At 48.8% G+C, this 20,935-nt stretch carries 19 protein-coding genes; 12 read left to right on the plus strand and 7 right to left on the minus strand.

What is annotated here, in order from left to right:
• Window positions 1-95: 95 nt before the first annotated feature.
• Window positions 96-509 carry an NUDIX domain-containing protein gene (locus SFA31_RS14760; protein WP_322838662.1) on the minus strand — a complete coding sequence of 138 codons (414 nt, stop codon included), beginning with the start codon at window positions 507-509 and terminating at the stop codon, window positions 96-98.
• On the minus strand, window positions 502-1,089 hold the full coding sequence (locus SFA31_RS14765) for a TIGR00730 family Rossman fold protein (protein ID WP_322838663.1): 588 nt from the start codon (window positions 1,087-1,089) through the stop codon (window positions 502-504). Before SFA31_RS14765 ends, SFA31_RS14760 begins: the two co-directional genes overlap by 8 nt.
• 307 nt (window positions 1,090-1,396) lie before the next feature.
• On the opposite strand from SFA31_RS14765, the gene dsbG reads away from it, so the two are divergent.
• Window positions 1,397-2,167 (plus strand): thiol:disulfide interchange protein DsbG, encoded by a 771-nt coding sequence (gene dsbG, locus SFA31_RS14770; RefSeq protein WP_416208334.1) that lies wholly within the window; start codon window positions 1,397-1,399, stop codon window positions 2,165-2,167.
• 271 nt (window positions 2,168-2,438) lie between these two features.
• Here dsbG and dcp read toward each other — a convergent pair whose 3' ends face one another.
• Window positions 2,439-4,481, minus strand: a complete 2,043-nt coding sequence (gene dcp, locus SFA31_RS14775) for a peptidyl-dipeptidase Dcp (RefSeq protein ID WP_322838664.1) — start codon at window positions 4,479-4,481, stop codon at window positions 2,439-2,441.
• A gap of 166 nt (window positions 4,482-4,647) precedes the next feature.
• On the opposite strand from dcp, the gene ydfG reads away from it, so the two are divergent.
• Window positions 4,648-5,397, plus strand: coding sequence for a bifunctional NADP-dependent 3-hydroxy acid dehydrogenase/3-hydroxypropionate dehydrogenase YdfG (gene ydfG / locus SFA31_RS14780; protein ID WP_322838665.1), 750 nt, complete (start codon window positions 4,648-4,650; stop codon window positions 5,395-5,397).
• Window positions 5,398-5,480: 83 nt separating this feature from the next.
• The gene (locus SFA31_RS14785) at window positions 5,481-6,164 is read left to right on the plus strand and encodes a GntR family transcriptional regulator (RefSeq protein ID WP_322838666.1); all 684 of its coding nucleotides are present in this window, start codon (window positions 5,481-5,483) and stop codon (window positions 6,162-6,164) included.
• Window positions 6,165-6,333: 169 nt separating this feature from the next.
• Here the strand turns inward: SFA31_RS14785 and SFA31_RS14790 are convergent, their stop codons facing one another.
• From SFA31_RS14790 to manD, 4 genes are all read right to left on the minus strand, one after another.
• Complete coding sequence (locus SFA31_RS14790) at window positions 6,334-7,800, minus strand: fructuronate reductase (RefSeq protein ID WP_322839386.1); 1,467 nt, start codon at window positions 7,798-7,800, stop codon at window positions 6,334-6,336.
• Window positions 7,801-7,914: 114 nt separating this feature from the next.
• Complete coding sequence (locus SFA31_RS14795; RefSeq protein WP_322838667.1) at window positions 7,915-9,303, minus strand: MFS transporter; 1,389 nt, start codon at window positions 9,301-9,303, stop codon at window positions 7,915-7,917.
• 195 nt (window positions 9,304-9,498) lie between these two features.
• Complete coding sequence (locus tag SFA31_RS14800; RefSeq protein ID WP_322838668.1) at window positions 9,499-10,506, minus strand: Zn-dependent oxidoreductase; 1,008 nt, start codon at window positions 10,504-10,506, stop codon at window positions 9,499-9,501.
• A gap of 269 nt (window positions 10,507-10,775) precedes the next feature.
• A complete protein-coding gene (gene manD, locus SFA31_RS14805) occupies window positions 10,776-11,990 on the minus strand; it encodes a D-mannonate dehydratase ManD (protein WP_322838669.1) in 1,215 nt (404 codons plus the stop codon).
• A gap of 321 nt (window positions 11,991-12,311) precedes the next feature.
• Between manD and SFA31_RS14810 the strand changes: the two genes are divergently transcribed.
• From SFA31_RS14810 to osmV, 9 genes are all read left to right on the plus strand, one after another.
• The gene (locus SFA31_RS14810; RefSeq protein ID WP_322838670.1) at window positions 12,312-12,659 is read left to right on the plus strand and encodes a DUF1283 family protein; all 348 of its coding nucleotides are present in this window, start codon (window positions 12,312-12,314) and stop codon (window positions 12,657-12,659) included.
• A gap of 45 nt (window positions 12,660-12,704) precedes the next feature.
• Window positions 12,705-13,265 carry a spermidine N1-acetyltransferase gene (gene speG, locus SFA31_RS14815; RefSeq protein WP_322838671.1) on the plus strand — a complete coding sequence of 187 codons (561 nt, stop codon included), beginning with the start codon at window positions 12,705-12,707 and terminating at the stop codon, window positions 13,263-13,265.
• A 116-nt stretch (window positions 13,266-13,381) separates the two neighbouring features.
• Window positions 13,382-13,663 carry a DUF1161 domain-containing protein gene (locus tag SFA31_RS14820; RefSeq protein ID WP_322838672.1) on the plus strand — a complete coding sequence of 94 codons (282 nt, stop codon included), beginning with the start codon at window positions 13,382-13,384 and terminating at the stop codon, window positions 13,661-13,663.
• Window positions 13,664-13,888: 225 nt separating this feature from the next.
• Window positions 13,889-16,327 carry a selenate/tellurate reductase subunit YnfE gene (gene ynfE, locus SFA31_RS14825; protein ID WP_322838673.1) on the plus strand — a complete coding sequence of 813 codons (2,439 nt, stop codon included), beginning with the start codon at window positions 13,889-13,891 and terminating at the stop codon, window positions 16,325-16,327.
• A gap of 73 nt (window positions 16,328-16,400) precedes the next feature.
• Complete coding sequence (dmsD, locus tag SFA31_RS14830; protein WP_322838674.1) at window positions 16,401-17,030, plus strand: Tat proofreading chaperone DmsD; 630 nt, start codon at window positions 16,401-16,403, stop codon at window positions 17,028-17,030.
• 316 nt (window positions 17,031-17,346) lie between these two features.
• Window positions 17,347-18,057, plus strand: coding sequence for an osmoprotectant ABC transporter permease OsmY (gene osmY / locus SFA31_RS14835; protein ID WP_322838675.1), 711 nt, complete (start codon window positions 17,347-17,349; stop codon window positions 18,055-18,057).
• A gap of 49 nt (window positions 18,058-18,106) precedes the next feature.
• Window positions 18,107-18,982: an osmoprotectant ABC transporter substrate-binding protein OsmX gene (gene osmX / locus SFA31_RS14840; protein ID WP_322839387.1), complete on the plus strand. Its 876-nt coding sequence runs from the start codon at window positions 18,107-18,109 to the stop codon at window positions 18,980-18,982.
• Window positions 18,983-18,991: 9 nt separating this feature from the next.
• Entirely contained in the window at window positions 18,992-19,630 is a 639-nt protein-coding gene (gene osmW / locus SFA31_RS14845) for an osmoprotectant ABC transporter permease OsmW (RefSeq protein ID WP_322838676.1), read from the plus strand.
• Between the two features lie 62 nt (window positions 19,631-19,692).
• Window positions 19,693-20,838, plus strand: a complete 1,146-nt coding sequence (osmV, locus tag SFA31_RS14850) for an osmoprotectant ABC transporter ATP-binding protein OsmV (RefSeq protein ID WP_322838677.1) — start codon at window positions 19,693-19,695, stop codon at window positions 20,836-20,838.
• Window positions 20,839-20,935: the final 97 nt, after the last annotated feature.

The raw sequence follows: 20,935 nt of genomic DNA on the forward strand, positions 1-20,935 counted from the left end.
CGGAAGGTAGGGGTCATTGGTAAGGGACTCTTATCATCATAGCCACCTTCTAAATGATGGTAGCGGTGGCTATATAAAACCGGGCAACAGATTGCCTACGGTATCGATGGCCATACGTGTGGGACAATTTTGTTTAATGTTAGCGGTGCCAGCTGATTGGATGAGATATTGGAAGGAGATAGCCAGAGAATTTCCTCAATTTCAGCAGCAGGCTTCACATCCTGAATGCGCCTTTCCATGCTGAACATGCAGGCATGAAGCAGATATCCGGGTTCGTTAGCAGCGCTATCTGTGAATTCGCCAAGCGGGGTAAGCTCTTCTTGTGATAGTTCAAGATTAAGCTCTTCCCTGAGTTCCCGAATCAGTGCTGAGCGAGCATCTTCTCCTGGCTCAATTTTCCCGCCGGGTTGCATAAAATACACGGTGCCCCTCTTCCTGACCAGAAGCAATCGCCCTTTGTCATCCATCATGACCGCAGCAGCAATATGAATCGTTTTTTGCTCAAGCATGGCGATTTCCGTTCCACGTTGTCCATTTTGAAACAGGTGGTATATAGGTTTTAAAAAACTCGATAATATCGTGCAAACTCTCAGAAAAAAGAAGCATATCGGCATAATCCTGTTTCATAAAACCTTCACTTACCATCTGATGTACCATCACTCTTAGAGGATTGTAAAAGTGATTAACGTTCAGAAACGCACAGGGTTTATCATGTATTCCTAATTGGCCCCAGGTCCACTGTTCAAATATCTCTTCAGCGGTTCCTGCACCACCGGGTAATGCGATAAAACAGGATGCTAATTCTGCCATCACAGATTTTCTCTGGTGCATATTATCCACCACCTGCAGCTCGGACAACCCGGTGTGGGCAATTTCACGTTCCAACAAGGATTTTGGAATAACACCCGTTACATGACCACCATATGCGAGAGCTGAGTCGGCTATCGCCCCCATTAAACCAACGCGCCCGCCACCATAAACGATATTTATATTCTGTTCAGCTAAACATCTACCAACATGGCGAGCAGCCTCCATGTACGCTGGTGTACAGCCTTCAGAAGAACCACAGAATACGCCCACGGTATGCATATTTTCTCCTCAAAAAATGAACAAATCCCCGCAACGGGAGATTCAGGGAGACACATCTTAACATCTCCCCCGCCCCTCGCAGGAAAGTGGATGAGTGCTATTTTTCAGTAAAAGAAGGCAAATGATTTGAAGACCAAACAGCCGAGCTTCGCTCATAGCTATAGCTGCCCGTCATATCAGCTCAAAAAACAGGCTTAGCGTCAGATATTTTCCGTTTTCCAGACGGACCCCATGATAATTTATACATTGCACGTCATACTCTTCCGTAGCAAAAAAAGTAGCCGTCAACAGTCTGGAGGAAAATAAAATGCGCATGGCTGTGCATACAACAAACCTTACCGTCGCCCTATGCTGCACGTGGCTGGCTTTTCCTGCATTTGCCGAAACTGCGCTGCCTGCTCCAATAAAGCGTATTCAGGAACAAGGAATTGAAATTCTCAAGCCTTTTACTGCGCCCGGCGGAATGAAAGGCTGGTTGGGACGATATCAGGGGATGGGCGTCACTATCTATCTTACCCCTGATGGCAAGCACGCCATTTCAGGCTATATGTATGATGAAGAAGGGAAAAATCTAAGCGAGAATTTATTTGAGAAGGAATTGTATATTCCAGAAGGTCGCAGGATGTGGCAACGGCTACAACAAACTCCGGCAATAGAGGAAGGTAAGCCTGATGCCCCGCGCACGCTGGTTGTGTTTGCAGATCCATTTTGCCCATATTGCCATCAATTCTGGCTAAAGGTTCAGCCCTGGGTAAATACTGGAAAGGTGCGCCTGAGAACGATACTGGTTGGCGTGATCCGCCCGAAAAGTGGCCGCTACGCGGCTGCGATACTCAATGCAGTCGACCCCGTTAGCGCGTGGCGAGATTTCGAACGTAGTAATGGAAAAAAACGGCCACCGTTCCCCGAGGTCACACCGGCAAAAATCTATCATCAATTACAATATCACCAACAACTTATGGATGAGCTGGGCGGAAAGGCTACGCCAGCAATTTATTATTTAGATGAAAATAGCGCCTTACAGCAAAGCATCGGATTACCAGAAGACAAACAATTTGACCGGATGGTAGGGGAATAATCTTTGGAACAAGGCGCCGTAATAGCGCCACCTATTAGTAAATAATTGTACCTACTATAATACTAAATTGAGATTTCTTATTTTAATGGCTAATAAACCTTAGATATATAAGCGTGATTTTTAAACTTTCATTTGCGATGGAATATCATCTTATGTATTGCCCTTAAGTTAATCTTTTAAACCCGATAAATATCGTGGCCGTTGAGTCCAAATTATGAACGAGCCAGACAATAATGATATCTGGCTCGCCTGATAATTTTAAATCCGACACTTACTGGTCTAACCCGCGCCTGCGCAGCATTGCCGTAATATCCGGCGCGCGTCCGCGCCATTTTCTGTAAGCCTCTGAAAGCTCAGCGCTGTTACCTTTGGAAAGTATCGCCTCCTGAAAACGTCGGCCGTTATCTCGGGTTAACCCTCCCTGCTCTTCAAACCATTTAAATCCATCGTCAGCCAGCATTTGAGTCCATAAATAGGCATAATATCCGGCAGCGTAGCCGCCGCCCCAAATATGGGAAAAATAACTGCTGCGATAGCGTGGAGGCACGGCTTTTATCGCTAATGCTTCTTCAGAGAGAACTGCGTTTTCGAAGGTATTTACGTCATTGATAACATCACCGGCTGACAGACTGTGCCAACGCATATCCAGTATCGCTGCCGCCAGAAGCTCCGTCATGTCATAGCCTTTATTAAATAAAGCGGCGTCAAATAGCTTCTCACGCAGCGCTTGAGGCATAGCTGAACCATCCTGATAATGACGCGCGTAATGGGTAAATACCTCCGGATAACTGGCCCAATATTCATTAATTTGTGAAGGAAATTCGACGAAATCGCGCGGTGTATTGGTGCCGGAGAGCGATGCATAACGCTGGCGAGCAAATATACCGTGTAGCGCATGCCCAAACTCATGAAATAGCGTGACAGTATCATCCCATGATAATAGCGCTGGTTTTCCTTTTGGCACAGGTGCAAAATTGCACACATTATATATCACAGGGCGCTGCTGAAAGAGCGTTGACTGCTCGATAAAGTTCCCCATCCAGGCGCCCCCGCTTTTGCTGTCACGGGCAAAAAAGTCACCATAAAATAACGCTATACCGCATCCGTTCTCGTCGAAAACCTCCCAGACGCGCACATCTTCCTGATAAACCGGTAAATCAAATCGCTCAACAAAGCTCACGCCGTATAACTCTTCAGCGCAGTAAAATACACCATCAGTCAAAACGCGATTTAATTCAAAATAGGGCCGGATTTGAGCTTCATCCAGCGCATAGCGACGCTGACGTACCCGCTCCGAGTAATACAGCCAGTCCCAACCTGATGCCTGAAAGTTAAAGCCATCAAGACGGATAGCATCCTGAATCTCAGCCAGCTCGGCGTTGAAACGCGCCGTAGCCGCCGGAACAATTCCTCGCATGAAATCCAGTGCGGCCTGACGCGTTTTTGCCATTTGATCGGCGATGCTCCAGCTTGCGTAACAGTCATATCCCAGTAATGCGGCCTGCCGTGCTCTGATATGTGCCAATTGCAGCACAATATCGCGCGTATCATGACTATCTGCCCGCTCACAGCGCTGCAAACTGGCGTAAAACAGTCGCTCACGGGTTGGACGATGGCTTAATTCCTGCAATGCGGGCTGCTGCGTGGTATTCATTAGGGTTAAATACCAGCCTGTCTCGCCTTTATCTCGGGCTGCCTGCGCCGCTGCAGCCCGGCTGATATCACTAAGCCCCTCAAGACTTGCAGGCTCATTAACCGCAATGCCTCCTGTTTTCATCGCCACCAAAAGGCTACGATTAAAGCGGCTCATCAGACGCGCTGCCGTAGTATTAAGCGCCCTCAGCGCTTCTTTATTTTCTGTACTTAACCCGGCACCTGCTAACACAAAGCGCTGGTGATAAATATCCAGCAGACGTAATGATTCCTCATCTATCATCAGGTAATCGCGCTGTAGCCATACGCTGTGCAGACGCGCATACAGCACATCATTAAGATAAATATCATCATTCAGCGCGGCCAGCTCAGCGGAAATGCCCTCCTCCAGCCCTTGAATAGTATCGTTTGTATGCGCGGCCGACATAGCATAAAACACTGCGCTTACGCGAGAGAGCATGCGTCCACTAAGTTCCAGCGCAAGGCAGGTATTCTCGAAATCCGGCGGCCGTACATCACTGATAATGACGGCAAGCTCTTCTCGTTTTAGGCGGATAGCCTTATCAAAGGCCGGTCGATAATGCCGCAGTTCTATGTCATCAAAACGGGGCGCCTCATAAGGCAGCGTACTTGTCTGGAAAAAGGGGTTATCAGCGCTCATTATTTCCTCTGCTGTTCAACGCGTATGCGTTCAAGTGTGTCATAGCTTACGCTAAAAGCTATATTGTCGATTGCGCCGTTCTCATCCTGTGGTCTAACTCATCGCTCCTGCCCGGGCTTGCATGTTAAGGTATCGCCACGATAAAACCCTTTTAAGGAACACAGCCATGATTGTATTGGTTACCGGCGCAACTTCCGGTTTTGGCGAGAGTATTGCCCGTCGTTTTGTGGAGAGTGGGCATCGGGTCATCGCCGCCGGGCGGCGTGAAGAAAAATTACAGATGCTAAAAGATCAATTAGGAAACAGTCTGTTTCCTCTGCCGCTGGATGTACGTAATCGGGCCGCTATTGATGATGCTCTGTCGACATTACCCGCTGCCTGGAAAGATATCGATATTCTGGTCAACAATGCAGGACTGGCTTTGGGGCTTGCACCGGCACACCAGGCCAACGTCGATGACTGGGAAACCATGATTGATACCAATAATAAAGGCCTCGTCTGGATGACGCGCGCTATTTTGCCGGGTATGGTCGAGCGTAATCGTGGGCATATTATTAATATGGGTTCGACCGCAGGGAACTGGCCTTACGCAGGAGCCAATGTTTATGGCGCAACCAAAGCATTCGTGCGGCAGTTTAGCCTTAATTTACGTACTGATTTACAGGGTACCGCCATCCGCATTACCGATATTGAACCCGGCCTGGTCGGTGGTACCGAGTTCTCAGCGGTGCGTTTTAAGGGCGATGAGGAAAAAGTACAGCAAACCTATCACAAGGCGAATGCGTTAACACCACAGGATGTGTGTGAAGCCGTCTGGTGGGTCGCTACTCTGCCGGCACATGTCAATATCAATACGCTGGAAATGATGCCTGTGAGTCAGAGCTGGGCTGGCCTTACCGTTCAGCGTGAGGTCTGAGGATTCGCCGCCCGTTGTAAAATGGGCGGCATCCTAAAAGTATGGTAAATTTAAGAGGTTACCCATTACCCGATAAACAATCCATGAGTGCCGAATCCCTAAATCCCGTCCAGCCCGTCAACCAACAGATTTATCGCATCCTGCGCAGGGACATAGTGCAATGTCTGATTGCTCCAGGAACGCCGCTGTCGGAAAAAGAAATAGCCGCACGTTTTGAGGTTTCACGTCAGCCGGTACGTGAAGCTTTCATTAAGCTTGCGGAGAATGGCCTAATTCAGATACGCCCGCAGCGCGGCAGTTATGTTACGAAGATAGCGATCTCCCAGGTACAAAATGGCTGTTTTATTCGGGATGCCATTGAACGCGCCGTGGTTAAACGCGCTATCGACTACATTGACGATGAAGCACTGTGGGACTTAGAGCAAAATCTGCATCAGCAGCAAAATGCGGTTAGCCGCCACCAGCATAATGATTTCTTCGCTCTGGACGACGCCTTCCATCAGGCTTTAGCACAAATAGCCGACTGCCAACTGGCATGGGAAACGGTAGAAAATATAAAGGCGGCCATCGATCGCGTGCGCTATATGAGTTTAAAAAATGTTTCACCACCGGAGATGCTGCTGCGGCAACACTACGCTATTTTTGACGCTCTTGAGCAGCGCAATATTGAGGCCGCTGATACTGCAATGCATCGCCACTTGCACGAAATTAGTGAGTCTATGCTGCTTATCAGGCAAGAAAATACACACTGGTTTTGTGAAGAATAACAGGCGCTACGCGTAAGAAAACGACAGGTTAAACGTATCTACCGCTGTCAAAATACGCAGGCGTTATTTAAGTGTTAAACTTTCCGGGAAAGTGGTTATTACTAAGGCCAGCCATTATTTTTATTATGATAAGAAGAGTCCAGGGAGCGTACGGCTCCCTGCTTATGCTTTATTCAGCATGACGGACGCTATAAGCAACCGCTGCTTTTGCACCCTGCGCCAGGAGGCGTTGATACGCCTCCTGCACCGCTTGAACAAAATGGGCGTTAAGAGGTAAATCATCACCAAAAATAGCGTTTATTGCCAGTAGCGCGTTAACGCGATCCTCGCCGTCTTTGCTCCCGCTAACGCTTTGCGTTATCACGGATAATAACGGATCGCTCACATCAATACGATTCCCCTGCTCATCGATTCCCCCCACGTAGCGCATCCATCCAGCAATGCCTAATGCCAATAGCGGAAAGGGTTTCTGATGGGCTAAATGCCAGCGCACCGAATCCAGCATGCGCTGGGGCAATTTTTGACTACCGTCCATGGCTATTTGCCAGGTTCGGTGTTTAAGTTCAGGGTTGCTATAGCGCGTTATCAGCGAGTCTGCGTACTGGGTTAAATCTACGCCGCGCACACGTAAAGTGGGAGCCTGTTCATTAAGCATTAACGCCCGGGCCGCCTCGCGGAAACAGCTATCCTCCATGCACTCATTGATATGCGCATAGCCTGCCAGATATCCTAAATAGGCAAGGAACGAATGACTGCCGTTTAACATACGCAGTTTCATTTCCTCCCAGGGGAGCACGTCGTCCACCAGTTCAGCGCCAGCAAGTTCCCAACGCGGTCGTCCAGCGGCAAAATTATCCTCAATCACCCATTGCCGGAATGGTTCACAGGCGACTCCCGCAGGATCGTCAACCCCAATATGCTGCGCTATTGCATCCAGGGTTTCTGGCGTCACCGCGGGAACGATGCGGTCCACCATCGTTGAAGGAAATGTTACGGATGCATCAATCCAGTCAGCAAGCGCCGGGTCTAATAATCTGGCAAAACCAATAACAACATTTCTCGCCACGTGGCCATTTTCAGGCATGTTATCGCAGGACATCACGCTAAAGGGCGCCAGCCCCGCTTCGCGCCGCTTGCGTAACGCCGCGACAATGACACCCGGCACGCTGCGGGGGGTGTCAGGGTTTTCAAGATCGGCCTGTATTAACGGGTGATCGGACACCAGTTTCCCGGTCGAAGGGGCATGGCAATACCCTTTTTCCGTTACCGTCATTGATACAATTGCCACCTCCGGTTGAGTCATGGCTTGCAGTACGGTGGCAATCCCGTCAATGTCGGCATGGAGCGCCTGTTTTACCACGCCAACGATTCGACTATTCCAGGCGCCGGGCGCCATTTCTGATACGCTGAACAGATTATCCTGGCGTCTGATATCTTCAATTTGGCGCTCACCGCCAATCAGATTAACTTCACAATATCCCCAATCGCTGGCGTGCTGTGAGGCGAGAATATCTGCAAACACAGCCTGATGAGCACGATGAAAAGCGCCAAAACCAAGATGTACAATGCGTGGCTTCAGACAATTGCGGTCATAAGTGGGCTGCACTGCTTTTGCAGCGCTGAATTTATTTTGCATCATTGTTATCCTTCTCAATTTATTTTCCATGCCAATAGAGACTATATCCTGATATCACGCGCGAAATTACTGTTAAAAATCAAAGCAAGCTGGCGCGCTTTGCAATTCTCTTACTCAGGATACGGCGCCGCGCACTACGGGAGTGCGTGCCGATGAGGCTGAACTGGCATCTGCCGCATCGTGTAACAGGCTCAGGTCGCGATCGCTCACTTCTGGCATCAACACAGCGGCCAGCAACCCTATGCAGGAATAAACTGCGATCATGGCAGCGATTGGCCACCAGGCGCCAGTCATATTACAAAATATGCCTGCGAGAAGAGGGCCAAACCCTACGGCGATTAATCCGCCTGCTTCTTTAGAGATAGCCATGCGTGTGAAACGATTTCGGGAACCGAACATTTCCGCCATCGTTATGTTTTCTAAGGCAAACAAACCTAGCACTGCGATATTATGAATAACAATGATACAGAGCATAATTACGCTAACTGGCATACTGTTATCGACCAAAATAGCAATCATGGGGTACGCGAGAATAATGGACAGGAAGTTCAGAATAATATAGGGCAAGCGTCGACCAAATTTATCGGAAAGCCAGCCCATAACCGGAATAGAGAGAAAACCGATTGCAGAGCTTATCATTAGCGCATCGGTGGGGATACGTTTATCAAAGAGCAGCGTCTGAACCAAATAGCCAGCAAGAAAAGTCTGGATTAACCCAGAGTTACCCGCCTGTCCAAAGCGCAGGCCCGTGGCCAGCCAAAAGGATTTACTGCGCAACATACTCTTTTCCGCTGCAGCGGCGGTGTTCTCTAACGGTTGCCCCTGTGTTTGTTCAAAAACAGGGCTTTCTTTTAAGTTTAGGCGCAGCCAAATAGCAAATACCATTACAATGGCACTGCACAGAAACGGCACGCGCCAGCCCCATGCCAATAACTGGGACTTATCTAGCATAAAAAACATGACAGCCCATATTCCCGTGGCGGTTAACGTACCGCAATTTGTGCCCATAGCCACTAGCGAAGAAATAATGCCGCGCTTTCCGTGCGGCGCATATTCAGCCAGCATAGTACCAGCTCCTGATATCTCTGCACCTGCACCCAGTCCCTGAATAATACGTAGTGTTACCAATAGCACTGGCGCCAAAATACCTATCTGTGCATAGGTGGGGAGCACGCCAATAAGAGTAGTGCAAATGCCCATCATGGTTATAGTGATAAATAATACTTTCTTACGCCCAATGGTATCCCCCATTCTGCCAAATATAAAAGCGCCAACAATTCGCGCTATATATCCGGCTCCATAGGTACCCATTGCTAAAATTAACGCCATCGCCGCCGTCTGTTCAGGGAAAAATATTTCATGGAAAACCAGCGCAGCCCCCAACGAATAAAGCTGGAAGTCCATGAATTCAAGTGCGGTACCAAGCCAGCCTGAAACTGCAGCCCGGATTAGATCGCCTGTATTCCTTGTCTGTTCATTTATATTATCGGGGATATTATTCATCTGTCGCTCACTATTGTAGTGTCATTATAAGCGCCCGATGGTTAAGACCACTCAACTTATCGCTTCGGGCCCGAATTTATTGAGAACCAATCTTTATTATTCTTCCCACAATGTTTTTCAAAGCATTCATTTATTACCCAAACCTAATAATATTAATAAATGATTACCTGGCAGGAACAATCAAAATAATTTTGGTTAAAATTCCAGTAATACCTTACAGCATTCTTTAGGGTTATTTTCAAAAACGTCCATTGCGTTCATCACGTCCTGAAAAGCATAGTGATGAGTAATGAGTTTAAGCGCATCAATATTACGTCGTTTCATCCATTCGATAACCATTGGAAAGCGGCGGCTATTCAGTCTTGAACTAAACAGACTGAGTTCTTTACTGGTAATAGCCTGCTGAGTAATTGTGCACGGCGCATCAGAAAAACCCAAAATACCAATACGCCCGGCCGGAGAGGCCAGCGCGATAGCCTCTGGCAAAATCGCCGGATGGCAGGCGGCATCGATAATGAGTGTTGGCATTACTCCCGCAAGTTGCTGGCTAAGATCGGTATGAGCATTGTTAATAATGCGATCGGCACCGTTATGCTTCGCCATGGCCAGTCGTTCATCGATTTTGTCGGCAACAATAATTTCCCGTACGCCATAGACTCCACGTAGTGCCTGAATAATAGTCAGCCCCATTGGGCCCGCGCCATAAACCAGTGCAATATCAAGCTCCGCAGGGCTCATCTGGCTACAAATATTCGCAGCAATGGTGAATGGCTCAACCATCGCAGCTTCATCGTCAGAAATACCCTCGGGTACGCACCACGCATTTTGCGCAGGTAATGTTACATATTCACTAAACCCCCCGTCTCTGTGCACGCCAATTACCTGTAGCTCCCGACAAACATTTGGTTTTCCAATGCGGCAGGGATAGCAATGACCGCAGCTTATTACCGGGTCGCCTACGATACGTTCTCCCGTACGCGATATATCAACTCCCTCACCTACGGCATCAATATGTCCAAAAAACTCATGTCCGATCGTGCGTGGATATTTGGCAAAGGGATTATGCCCGTGAAAAATATGAACATCGGAACCGCAAATACCGGCTCGTTTTACACGAACCCTGACTTCTCCAGGACCGGGAGCAGGCAAAGGACGCTCTTCTATAACCAGCTTTCCTGGCTGCTGGATTACAATGCTTTTCATAATTTATTTTTCCTGAAATAGATTTTTGCGTAATTGAGTTAATTAAACTACGCGTCCATTAATCTCTCGAGATATTGAGTCATTAATATTAAAAGAATCCCACCTCATTATTGATTATTAATATAATTACATTTCATAACTCCCATCCGTTGAGTTTGATAATGCATATCAATAATGAAACATAATTATTCCATCAAACAATAATAATCATACAATCAATTCTTGAGCTTATTAATACTATTATAATCCCAGTGATATCATTATTCGCATTACCAATTCCACAGCGTACCATCTTCAAGGCGAGCCACGGGTAAATAAGCAGGATCGTAGGGATATTTAGCGGCAATTTTTTCGTCAAACTCAATACCTAACCCAGGTTTTTCTCCGGGATGCATATATCCCTTTTCAAAGCGCCAGCTATGAGGGAACACTTCGAGCATCGCTTCGGAGTATCCCATATATTCCTGAACGCCGAAATTTGGTACCCAGAGATCGAAATGCAGCGCCGCTGCGTGACATATCGGTGATAGATCAGAAGGCCCGTGCGAACCGGTGCGAACCTGATATAACGCAGCAAAATCTGCAATGCGCCGCATGCCGGTGATCCCTCCGGCGTGAGTAATTGTGGTGCGAATATAATCTATCAATTGTTCTTCTATTAACTGCTTGCAATCCCAGATACTATTAAAAACTTCGCCCACGGCAATCGGTGTCACGGTATGCTGGCGAATTAAACGAAAACAGGCCTGATTTTCTGCAGGCGTTGGGTCTTCCATCCAAAACAGTCGATATTCTTCAATACTTTTGCCAAAGCGCGCCGCTTCAATCGGCGTTAGGCGATGATGCATGTCATGCAATAAATGCTCATCAAACCCAAAGCGTTCGCGCACCGCGGCGAATAATTTAGGGGTAAAATCGAGGTATTTCTCCGTTGACCATAGCTGCTCTTCTGGCCACAGGCCTTTTGTCGCTGGTTCATAGGCTTCTCCTTTTACTTTGGCCATCCCATAAGTAGTTTGCATTCCGGGCACGCCACATTGAACGCGGATAGCCTTAAAGCCCTGCTCTTTATGTCTTGCATAATCTTCAAGGACATCATTAATGGTGTGCCCGGTGGTATGGCAATAAACCATTACGCCCTCTCGCGACGCTCCTCCCAGGAGCTGATATAGCGGCATATTGGCAGCTTTGCCTTTTATGTCCCATAACGCCATATCAATAGCGGATATCGCCGACATCGTCACCGGACCGCGTCGCCAATAGGCACCTTTATAAAAGAACTGCCAGATATCTTCAATGCGCCGTGCGTCTCGCCCAATAAGCTGCGGACAAAGATGCTCTTTAAGATATGCGGCAACGGAAAGTTCACGACCATTCAGTGTTGCATCACCAAGCCCCGTGATGCCGTCTTCAGTGGTTATTTTAAGTGTGACAAAGTTACGCCCGGGGCATGTGACAAAAACGTCAGCCTTGATAATTTTCATATATCTATCCTTAACGAAGCGATTAACAGCCGCATAGATTTGAAACCAACCCAACCGGTGACAGGCTCCCATAGCACTTATTAGCGTCAAGGCAGGTTAAAGTAAAATAGCGCGACGCCATCTACCATACAAGTATTCATAATTTAAAAATTCCACTTAAATCACACTCTTTCATAATGTCTATATAAATTTGCAAATTGCCCTACGCTCAACCTCTCTTTTTATTCAACGCGGTAAAGAAAAATACGCCGCCGCATGGCCTGTATTCTGAAATCAGGTAAAATGTGGCGCAGTGGAATTCATCTATATAAGGAAATCATTATGATCTCGTCATTTTCCCGTCGCCTGACGATGATATTGCTGCCGGTATCTTTTGCTGCTTCTGTGTTAATGGGCGTGCCGGCGCAGGCGAAAACCGATCGTCTGGTTATTGAGTCCGGTGACAATGCGCTTAGTCGCCAGCATGCCGCAATGGAGAAAGAACAGTGGGACGATACCCGCAGCCTGCGTCGCAAGGTCAATCGCCGCACTGAAAAAGAGTGGGATAAGACCGACACCGCCTTTGACGCGCGCGATAATTGCCTGAAAAGCGCCAACGTTAATGCCTATTGGGAACCTGACACGTTGCGCTGCCTCGATCGATCTACCGGACGTACAATTCATCCTTAAGTTATACGGCGCTTCGTACCTTCGAAGCGCCAAAGTGGAGCGGCTATGAGCGAAACGATAAGCGTCAAACTACGTCCGCTGGAGCGTGAAGATCTGCGTTTTGTCCATCAACTGGATAACAATGCCAGCGTAATGCGCTATTGGTTTGAAGAGCCTTATGAAGCCTTTGTCGAACTGTCAGATTTATATGACAAGCATATTCACGACCAAAGTGAGCGTCGCTTTGTCGTTGAGTGCCAGGGCGAAAAAGCCGGTCTGGTCGAACTGGTTGAAATTAACCATGTTCACCGGCGCGCGGAGTTTCAGATAATTATTTCCCCCGAGCATCAGGGCAAAGGCTTAGCCACACGGGCGGCGAAGCTGGCTATGGATTATGGATTTACAGTACTTAACCTCTATAAGCTGTATCTCATTGTTGATAAAGAAAATGCGAAAGCTATTCATATTTATCAGAAGCTGGGATTTATGGTTGAAGGTGAGCTAATTCACGAGTTTTTTATTAACGGAGAGTACCGAAATACTATTCGTATGTGTATTTTCCAACATCAGTATCTGGAGCGCCATAAAACCTCAGGCTCTTCGCTGCTCAAGCCTACGGCACAATAAGCCGCATCCGGTTAGCTGCCGATTTGCACCGCGGGGTAAACTGTCGTAACTAACAAGAGCCTGGCGTCACCAATATGCTATTCTGCCTGCTTCAATCGGGATTGAAAGGAGCGACAATGAAACACATTATTTGGACAAGTACATTATTATTGTTAACCACCTCCCCGGTTCTGGCGACACAGAACTCCTGTGAGCGGCTAAAATCGAAAATTGAACAGCAAATTATTCGAAACGGCGTACCTGAGTCAGACTTCACGCTGACCATAGTTCCAAGCGATCGTTTGCAGAATACCCGTGGACAGGTCGTTGGCCATTGTGCAAACGATACGCAAAAAATTTTATATATTCGTCAGTCTGATTCTTCTGCAGCTGAAACTGACGAGGCTGTATCGCCTTAACCCGTGGGGCGATAGCGCCCCTCTTCCCACACTTTTCTTTCATTAAGCTCTATTTCATCGATAAAACGTACGCAACATTGACGAACGTTAAAAACTGATACTCCCAAGTGAGTAATACTTCCGCGCTATAAGTAAGTACAGACTGAATCTGCATCAGTCGCCTTTATATAAAAACAGCAGATGCTTCCCGGCGGGAAGCTGGAAGCCAATTGCGCGGAGTTAATTATGTCATCATCCCAACACCAGAGCGGAATTAGTCGCCGCACATTTATGAAAACCAGTACGCTGAGCGGCCTGGCGATTGCTGCACAAACTTTACCTTTACCTTTCGGTATGCGGCGCGCGGCAGCGGCCGTTAGTAATGCGCTGACAGCCGGAGAAGATAAAATTGTCTGGGGCGCCTGTTCAGTAAACTGCGGCAGCCGTTGCGCGCTGCGTCTGCATGTTCGTAATAATGAAGTCTGGCATGTCGAAACGGATAACACCGGCGAGGATATCTACGGTAACCATCAGGTTCGAGCCTGCCTGCGAGGCCGCTCAATCCGACGTCGCATTAATCATCCTGAACGTTTGAACTATCCTATGAAGCGCGTTGGTAAACGCGGGGAAGGAAAATTTGAGCGTATTTCCTGGGATGAAGCGCTGGATATATTGACCAGCCGGCTGCAAAAAACAGTTGAACGCCACGGCAATGAATCCGTGTATATCAACTATTCCTCCGGCGTCGTGGGGGGGAATATCACCCGCTCATCGCCCTATGCTTCATTAGTGGCACGTATGATGAACTGCTACGGGGGCTTTCTCAGCCACTATGGTACCTACAGCACCGCCCAAATCGCCTGCGCGATGCCATACACCTACGGCAGTAACGATGGAAACAGCACCTCCGATATTGAAAACTCGAAGCTGGTAGTTATGTTCGGCAACAACCCGGCTGAAACGCGTATGAGCGGCGGCGGTATTACTTATTACCTAGAACAGGCGCGCGAGCGTTCAAACGCCCGAATGATAGTTATTGACCCCCGTTATACGGATACCGCAGCGGGACGTGAGGACGAATGGATCCCCATCCGTCCCGGCACCGATGCAGCTCTGGTCGCCGGCCTTGCCTGGGTGCTTATCAAAGAAAATCTCGTCGACCAGCCTTTCCTCGATACCTATTGCATTGGCTATGATGAGAAAACGCTGCCAGAAGGCGCGCCTAAAAATGGTCATTATAAAGCCTGGATACTTGGCCAGGGTGACGATGGCATTGAGAAAAACCCTGAATGGGCCTCTCACATCACGGGCATTCCGGTCGACAGCATTATTAAACTGGCGCGCGAGATAGGTACAGCTAAGCCCGCTTATATTAGCCAGGGCTGGGGGCCCCAGCGTCAGGCCAACGGTGAACTGACATCACGCGCAATCGCAATGCTACCCATTTTAACCGGCAATGTTGGGATTAACGGCGGCAATAGCGGCGCTCGTGAGTCTACCTATAATATGACTATTGAGCGCATGCCGGTACTGGAAAACCCGGTGAAAACCAGCATCTCCTGCTTTAGCTGGACTGACGCTATCGCTCGTGGAACAGAAATGACGGCAACGCGCGATGGAGTTCGGGGGGCGGATAAACTGTCGGCGCCGATTAAATTCATCTGGAACTACGCTGGCAATACGCTTATTAACCAGCACTCTGACATCAATCGCACTCATGAAATCCTTCAGGATGAGTCGCTGTGCGAAACCATTGTTGTCATTGAAAACTTTATGACCTCGTCAGCGCGTTACGCCGATCTTCTGCTGCCTGACCTGATGACCGTTGAACAGGAAGATATCATCCCCAACGATTACGCCGGTAATATGGGCTATCTGATTTTTATCCAGCCTGCTACTACGCCGAAGTTCGAGCGCCGCCCTATTTACTGGATAATGAGTGAAGTGGCGCGGCGATTAGGCCCGGATGTGTATCAAAAATTCACTGAGGGCCGCACCCAGCGCGAATGGCTACAGCATCTGTATGCGAAGATGCGCGCGCGCGACGCAGACCTGCCCACCTATGAAGAATTACGTAAAATGGGCATCTACAAACGTCGGGATCCGGCTGGGCATTTTGTCGCTTATCGCAAATTCCGCGAAGATCCGCAGGCAAATCCGCTGAAAACCCCATCAGGTAAAATTGAAATTTATTCGCAAAGGCTGGCAGACATCGCGGCTGCATGGCAGCTTGAAAATGACGAAGTGATTAGCCCGCTCCCGGTTTATGCCTCAACCTTCGAAGGATGGGATGCACCAGAGCGTAGCCAATACCCGCTACAAATGTTCGGCTTCCATTATAAAGCGCGCACCCACTCCACCTATGGCAACATAGATATTCTTCAGGAAGCCTGTCGCCAGGAAGTGTGGCTTAACCCGCTGGATGCCCAAAAGCGTAATATTAATAGCGGTGATATGGTGCGCGTATTTAACGGGCGCGGTGAAGTGCGGCTGTCGGCAAAAGTAACGCCGCGAATCATGCCGGGAGTTACCGCGATGGGCCAGGGCGCCTGGCATAGCGCCAATATGGATGGCGATCGCATCGACCATGGTGCCTGTATGAATACGCTGACCACCCACCGTACTTCACCGCTGGCTAAAGGTAACCCACAGCATACAAATCTTGTTGAAATCGAAAAAATTTAATATTACTTAATGGCAGATTCAACCTGCCTTCTTTGATTGACATGGCGGTACAAACCGCCATGAAGGGAATGTTATGCACACAGCTCATCTCACCAGATATCAAACTATTGCACTCACCGGGCGGGTTCTCGGAGCACTATTTTACTTTGAACCAACAAGTGACAACGTCACACCTGTCATTGAGATGCTGAAAACCGCCGACTGGGAAACTGAATGGCCGATACCATCGTCCGATCTACCTCACATTTCCACGTTGCTGGCACAGCAAAATCAGCCAAACGAAACGCTTTCTCAGGCATATCAGCGCTTGTTTATTGGTCCCTGGGCTTTACCATCTCCACCGTGGGGATCGGTATGGCTGGACCGCGAAAGCGTTCTCTTTGGTGATTCGACGCTTGCGCTGCGCGAATGGATGCAGCAGCATGGAATCTCGCATCACGGGAACCTTAATGAGCCGGAAGATCATTTCGGTTTACTGCTAATGCTTGCCGCATGGCTTGCGGAAGAACAGCAATTCAACCGCGTCGATGAACTACTGGCCTGGCATTTATTTCCCTGGAGCGAGCGTTTTCTTGCCTGTTTTATAAAGGGAGCGGAGCATCCATTCTGGCAAGGCGTGGGAGAACTGGCGCGTTTAACGCTGGCGGAATGGCGAAAAGAGTTGCTTATTCCGGTCCCTGACAAGCCTTTATATCGCGAATAGTTGCAGGTTCAACGCACGTCAGAAGTGACCACGTCACTATCCTGACGTGCATTTAAGATTACCTTTAGTCATACCTACCTACTGCCCCATTCCAGCGAAGCCGCAAGTCCGTTCATCGCACTCAGCGCCAGCGTAAATGTGCGCCTCAAACTGGAAGAGTCAGCCATCCCTTGCTATAGGTCAATAGCGTCTGTGTATCTTATGGCGCGAGCGCACCGCATGTTGAAGGCAGCACACCCTTTGTGCGCGCCCGGTATTGCTGTCTTTTGGTTCAACACTGCGGCTGCGATTTATAGAATAAAAGGAGATAACGGGCATGCCCTCAACGCTATTAAAGCGCACTTTATTTATCACATTGATCATTATTGCTGCAGCAGCATTACTTTTCTGGGGCATTGGAGCAGATACGCTAAAAGCGCGTAAGGTCGATCTGCTGTATTTGGGTCAGCGCCATATGCTATTAGTCTTCAGCTCAATGGCGCTGGCGCTGCTGGTTGGCCTACCTAGCGGTATATTACTCAGCCGGCCGTTTGCCCGGCGCTGGGCTGAATATGTGATGCAACTTTTTAATATTGGCAACACGTTGCCTCCGCTGGCCGTTCTCGCTCTGGCAATGGTAATTATCGGTATTGGCGATAAGCCAGCAATTGCCGCGCTGTTTTTAGCCTCCCTTCTTCCTATCGTGCGTAACACCTACGCCGGGCTGTGTTCGGTACCTGCTTCATTACTTGAGGCGGCCAAAGGTATTGGCATGACGCGCCAGCAGCGTCTTTGGCAGGTGGAACTCCCTAATGCATGGCCGGTTATTCTTTCCGGGATCCGCATTGCAACTGCGATTAATGTTGGCACGGCGCCGCTGGCGTTTCTTATTGGTGCCAACAGTTACGGTGAGCTTATTTTTCCGGGCATCTATCTGAACGATTTTCCCACTCTAATTTTAGGCGCAGCGGCAACGGCGATATTTGCATTAATCCTCGATATATTTCTCGCCACCCTGGGGCGCTGGTTAAGCCCACATACGTCCTGATGGAGAATTCTTAATGCCATTTTTCCACCGAGTTATCCTGCAATCGGTCATGGCGCTTGTCGCAATCGCTGCCGTTATTCCCGCATCCGCTGCGCCGCTGGTACTGGCAACAAAAAGCTTTACAGAACAGCATATTCTGTCAGCGATGACCGCGCTTTACCTGAGAAAAAAAGGGTTTCAGGTTGAGCCGCGTACCAACATCGCTGCCGTCATTTCGCGCAATGCGATGCTGAACAAACAAATCGATATCACATGGGAATATACGGGCACCTCGCTAATTATTTTTAACCATATAAATAAGCGTATGACGCCAGAGCAAAGCTATACCACGGTGAAAAAGCTCGATGCTAAAAAAGGGCTGGTTTGGCTTAATCCTGCCGATATGAATAACACTTATGCGTTCGCCATGCAGCGTAAACGCGCGGAGGCGGAAAATATCCATACTATGTCAGAAATGGTCAGTAAGATTGAACATATCCGCCAAACTGACCCCGATAATAATTGGTTGCTGGGGCTTGACCTGGAATTCGCCGGGCGAAGCGATGGTATGAAACCATTGCAGAAGGCCTACCAAATGTCACTCGACCGGCCGCAACTCAGACAAATGGATCCCGGTCTGGTATACAACGCCATTCGCGATGGTTTTGTCGATGCCGGGCTAATCTACACCACCGATGGACGCGTAAAAGGCTTCGATCTGAAAGTTCTCAAAGACGATAAAAACTTTTTCCCGAGCTATGCGGTAACACCAGTAGTACGTAAAGAAATACTTGAGACGCACCCAGGCCTGGCCGAAGCGCTAAATACTTTGTCAGCCCTGCTAAATAACGACACGATTTCGACGCTTAATGCAGAAGTCGATATTCAGCATCGCTCGCCGCAGCAGGTAGCTCAGGCTTTTCTGCACCAAAAAGGGCTACTTTAAGGAGAGGTTATGGATACCCTGCACTATATGGCTGATAACGCGGGCTATCTGGCCTCGTTAACGCTTCAACATTTACTGCTGGTCGCTATCGCCGTGGGGCTGGCTATTGTTATTGGCGTCCCGCTTGGCATTTTAATCGTGCGCTACAAATGGTTGTCATCTCCTGTTTTGGGGCTGGTAACTGTTGTACTGACAATTCCTTCTATCGCATTGTTTGGCTTGATGATCCCGCTGTTCTCGCTGATTGGCCAGGGCATTGGCGTTTTACCTGCGGTCACCGCCGTTTTTCTTTATTCACTGCTGCCCATCGTGCGCAATACTTTCACCGCTATTGATAATTTACCTCCCGAACTTCGTGAGGCGGGCCGGGGCATTGGCATGACGTTCTGGCAGCGTCTGCGCTGGGTTGAGATCCCTCTTGCAATGCCGGTTATTTTTGGAGGGATCCGCACCGCGGTAGTCATGAATATCGGCGTGATGGCTATCGCGGCCGTAATCGGCGCCGGCGGGCTCGGCCTGCTGTTACTTAATGGTATCAGCGGCAGCGATGTACGCATGCTGATCGCCGGCGCCGTTCTCATCTGTCTGCTAGCCATCATCCTCGACTGGCTTTTGCACGGCGTGCAAAAAGCGCTCATGCGCTGGTAAGCAATACTGAAAATTTTTTATAACCGCCATCTGATTGCGGTAATGCATGTTCGGAGACGAGAATGATTAAACTGGAACACCTAACCCGTCAGTTCACTCAAAAAGGCGGTCAGAGTTTTAACGCCGTCGATGACGTTAGCCTTAATGTGCCAGAGGGTGAAATGTGCGTACTACTCGGCCCTTCCGGCTGCGGCAAAACCACTACTCTAAAAATGATAAATCGGCTTATCGCCCCCACAAGCGGAACGATAATGATCAATGGTCAGAACACCAGCGAGCTGGATACCGTTACGCTACGGCGCAATATTGGTTATGTTATTCAGCAAATCGGTCTATTTCCAAATATGACCATCGAAGAAAACATTACCGTCGTACCGCGCATGCTGGGTTGGGATAAAAAACGCTGTCGGGAACGGGCGCGCGAGTTAATGAGCATGGTGGCGCTCGATCCCAAACATTATTTGAACCGCTATCCAAAAGAGCTTTCCGGGGGCCAACAGCAGCGCATCGGAGTGATTCGGGCGCTGGCCGCCGATCCGCCGGTGCTGTTAATGGATGAACCCTTTGGTGCCGTCGACCCGATAAATCGGGAAGTGATCCAGAATGAGTTTCTGGATATGCAGCGTCAGCTAAAGAAAACCGTCATGCTAGTAAGCCATGATATTGATGAAGCACTTAAGCTGGGCGATCGAATTGCCGTATTTCGTAAAGGGAAAATCATACAGTGCGCCAGCCCGGATGAATTGCTGGCGAAGCCTGCTAACGAATTTGTCGGCTCTTTCGTTGGACAGGATCGCACCCTGAAGCGCTTACTGTTAGTGCAAGCCAGCGACGTTACAGACAGTCAACCAACGATTACAGCCAAAGCGCAAATGTCTCTGGCTGAAGCCTTTATGCTTATGGATGATAATGATATCCGGGCCATCACTGTAGTCGACAATGATGAGAAACCCTTGGGATACGTTAAACGCCGCGAGGCGCGCAGCGCCAGTGGCGTCTGCGCCGACCTTTTACATCCCTTCCGGGTGACCGGCAAGGCCGAAGAAAATCTACGCGTGGTGTTATCGAAGTTGTATCAACATAATACGGTATGGATGCCTATTGTGGATGAAGACGGGCGTTACAGCGGTGAGATTTCTCAAGACTACATTGCGGATTATTTAAGTTCAGGGCGCACGCGCCGGGCCTTAAATATTTCCCAAGGATAACCTCCCTTTGCCTGTGCGATGGAAGCGCGCAGGCGGCACCCAAAAGACAGGTTTTTGATGCCCAGTGCGGTATTCGCTATTTAATAGCGTTGAAAAA

This window comes from Erwinia sp. HR93 (assembly GCF_034555055.1).
GTDB lineage: Bacteria > Pseudomonadota > Gammaproteobacteria > Enterobacterales > Enterobacteriaceae > Apirhabdus > Apirhabdus apintestini.

What these genes read in the sequence shown, in the direction of transcription:
- dcp (WP_322838664.1), bottom strand. Translation starts at nt 4,481, where the DNA reads ATGAGCGCTGATAACCCCTTTTTCCAGACAAGTACGCTGCCTTATGAG.
- SFA31_RS14765 (WP_322838663.1), bottom strand. Translation starts at nt 1,089, where the DNA reads ATGCATACCGTGGGCGTATTCTGTGGTTCTTCTGAAGGCTGTACACCA.
- SFA31_RS14760 (WP_322838662.1), bottom strand. Translation starts at nt 509, where the DNA reads ATGCTTGAGCAAAAAACGATTCATATTGCTGCTGCGGTCATGATGGAT.
- SFA31_RS14785 (WP_322838666.1), top strand. Translation starts at nt 5,481, where the DNA reads ATGAGTGCCGAATCCCTAAATCCCGTCCAGCCCGTCAACCAACAGATT.
- osmX (WP_322839387.1), top strand. Translation starts at nt 18,107, where the DNA reads ATGGCGCTTGTCGCAATCGCTGCCGTTATTCCCGCATCCGCTGCGCCG.
- speG (WP_322838671.1), top strand. Translation starts at nt 12,705, where the DNA reads ATGAGCGAAACGATAAGCGTCAAACTACGTCCGCTGGAGCGTGAAGAT.
- ydfG (WP_322838665.1), top strand. Translation starts at nt 4,648, where the DNA reads ATGATTGTATTGGTTACCGGCGCAACTTCCGGTTTTGGCGAGAGTATT.
- SFA31_RS14800 (WP_322838668.1), bottom strand. Translation starts at nt 10,506, where the DNA reads ATGAAAAGCATTGTAATCCAGCAGCCAGGAAAGCTGGTTATAGAAGAG.
- ynfE (WP_322838673.1), top strand. Translation starts at nt 13,889, where the DNA reads ATGTCATCATCCCAACACCAGAGCGGAATTAGTCGCCGCACATTTATG.
- osmV (WP_322838677.1), top strand. Translation starts at nt 19,693, where the DNA reads ATGATTAAACTGGAACACCTAACCCGTCAGTTCACTCAAAAAGGCGGT.
- dsbG (WP_416208334.1), top strand. Translation starts at nt 1,397, where the DNA reads ATGCGCATGGCTGTGCATACAACAAACCTTACCGTCGCCCTATGCTGC.
- osmY (WP_322838675.1), top strand. Translation starts at nt 17,347, where the DNA reads ATGCCCTCAACGCTATTAAAGCGCACTTTATTTATCACATTGATCATT.
- osmW (WP_322838676.1), top strand. Translation starts at nt 18,992, where the DNA reads ATGGATACCCTGCACTATATGGCTGATAACGCGGGCTATCTGGCCTCG.
- dmsD (WP_322838674.1), top strand. Translation starts at nt 16,401, where the DNA reads ATGCACACAGCTCATCTCACCAGATATCAAACTATTGCACTCACCGGG.
- SFA31_RS14820 (WP_322838672.1), top strand. Translation starts at nt 13,382, where the DNA reads ATGAAACACATTATTTGGACAAGTACATTATTATTGTTAACCACCTCC.
- SFA31_RS14790 (WP_322839386.1), bottom strand. Translation starts at nt 7,800, where the DNA reads ATGCAAAATAAATTCAGCGCTGCAAAAGCAGTGCAGCCCACTTATGAC.
- manD (WP_322838669.1), bottom strand. Translation starts at nt 11,990, where the DNA reads ATGAAAATTATCAAGGCTGACGTTTTTGTCACATGCCCCGGGCGTAAC.
- SFA31_RS14795 (WP_322838667.1), bottom strand. Translation starts at nt 9,303, where the DNA reads ATGAATAATATCCCCGATAATATAAATGAACAGACAAGGAATACAGGC.
- SFA31_RS14810 (WP_322838670.1), top strand. Translation starts at nt 12,312, where the DNA reads ATGATCTCGTCATTTTCCCGTCGCCTGACGATGATATTGCTGCCGGTA.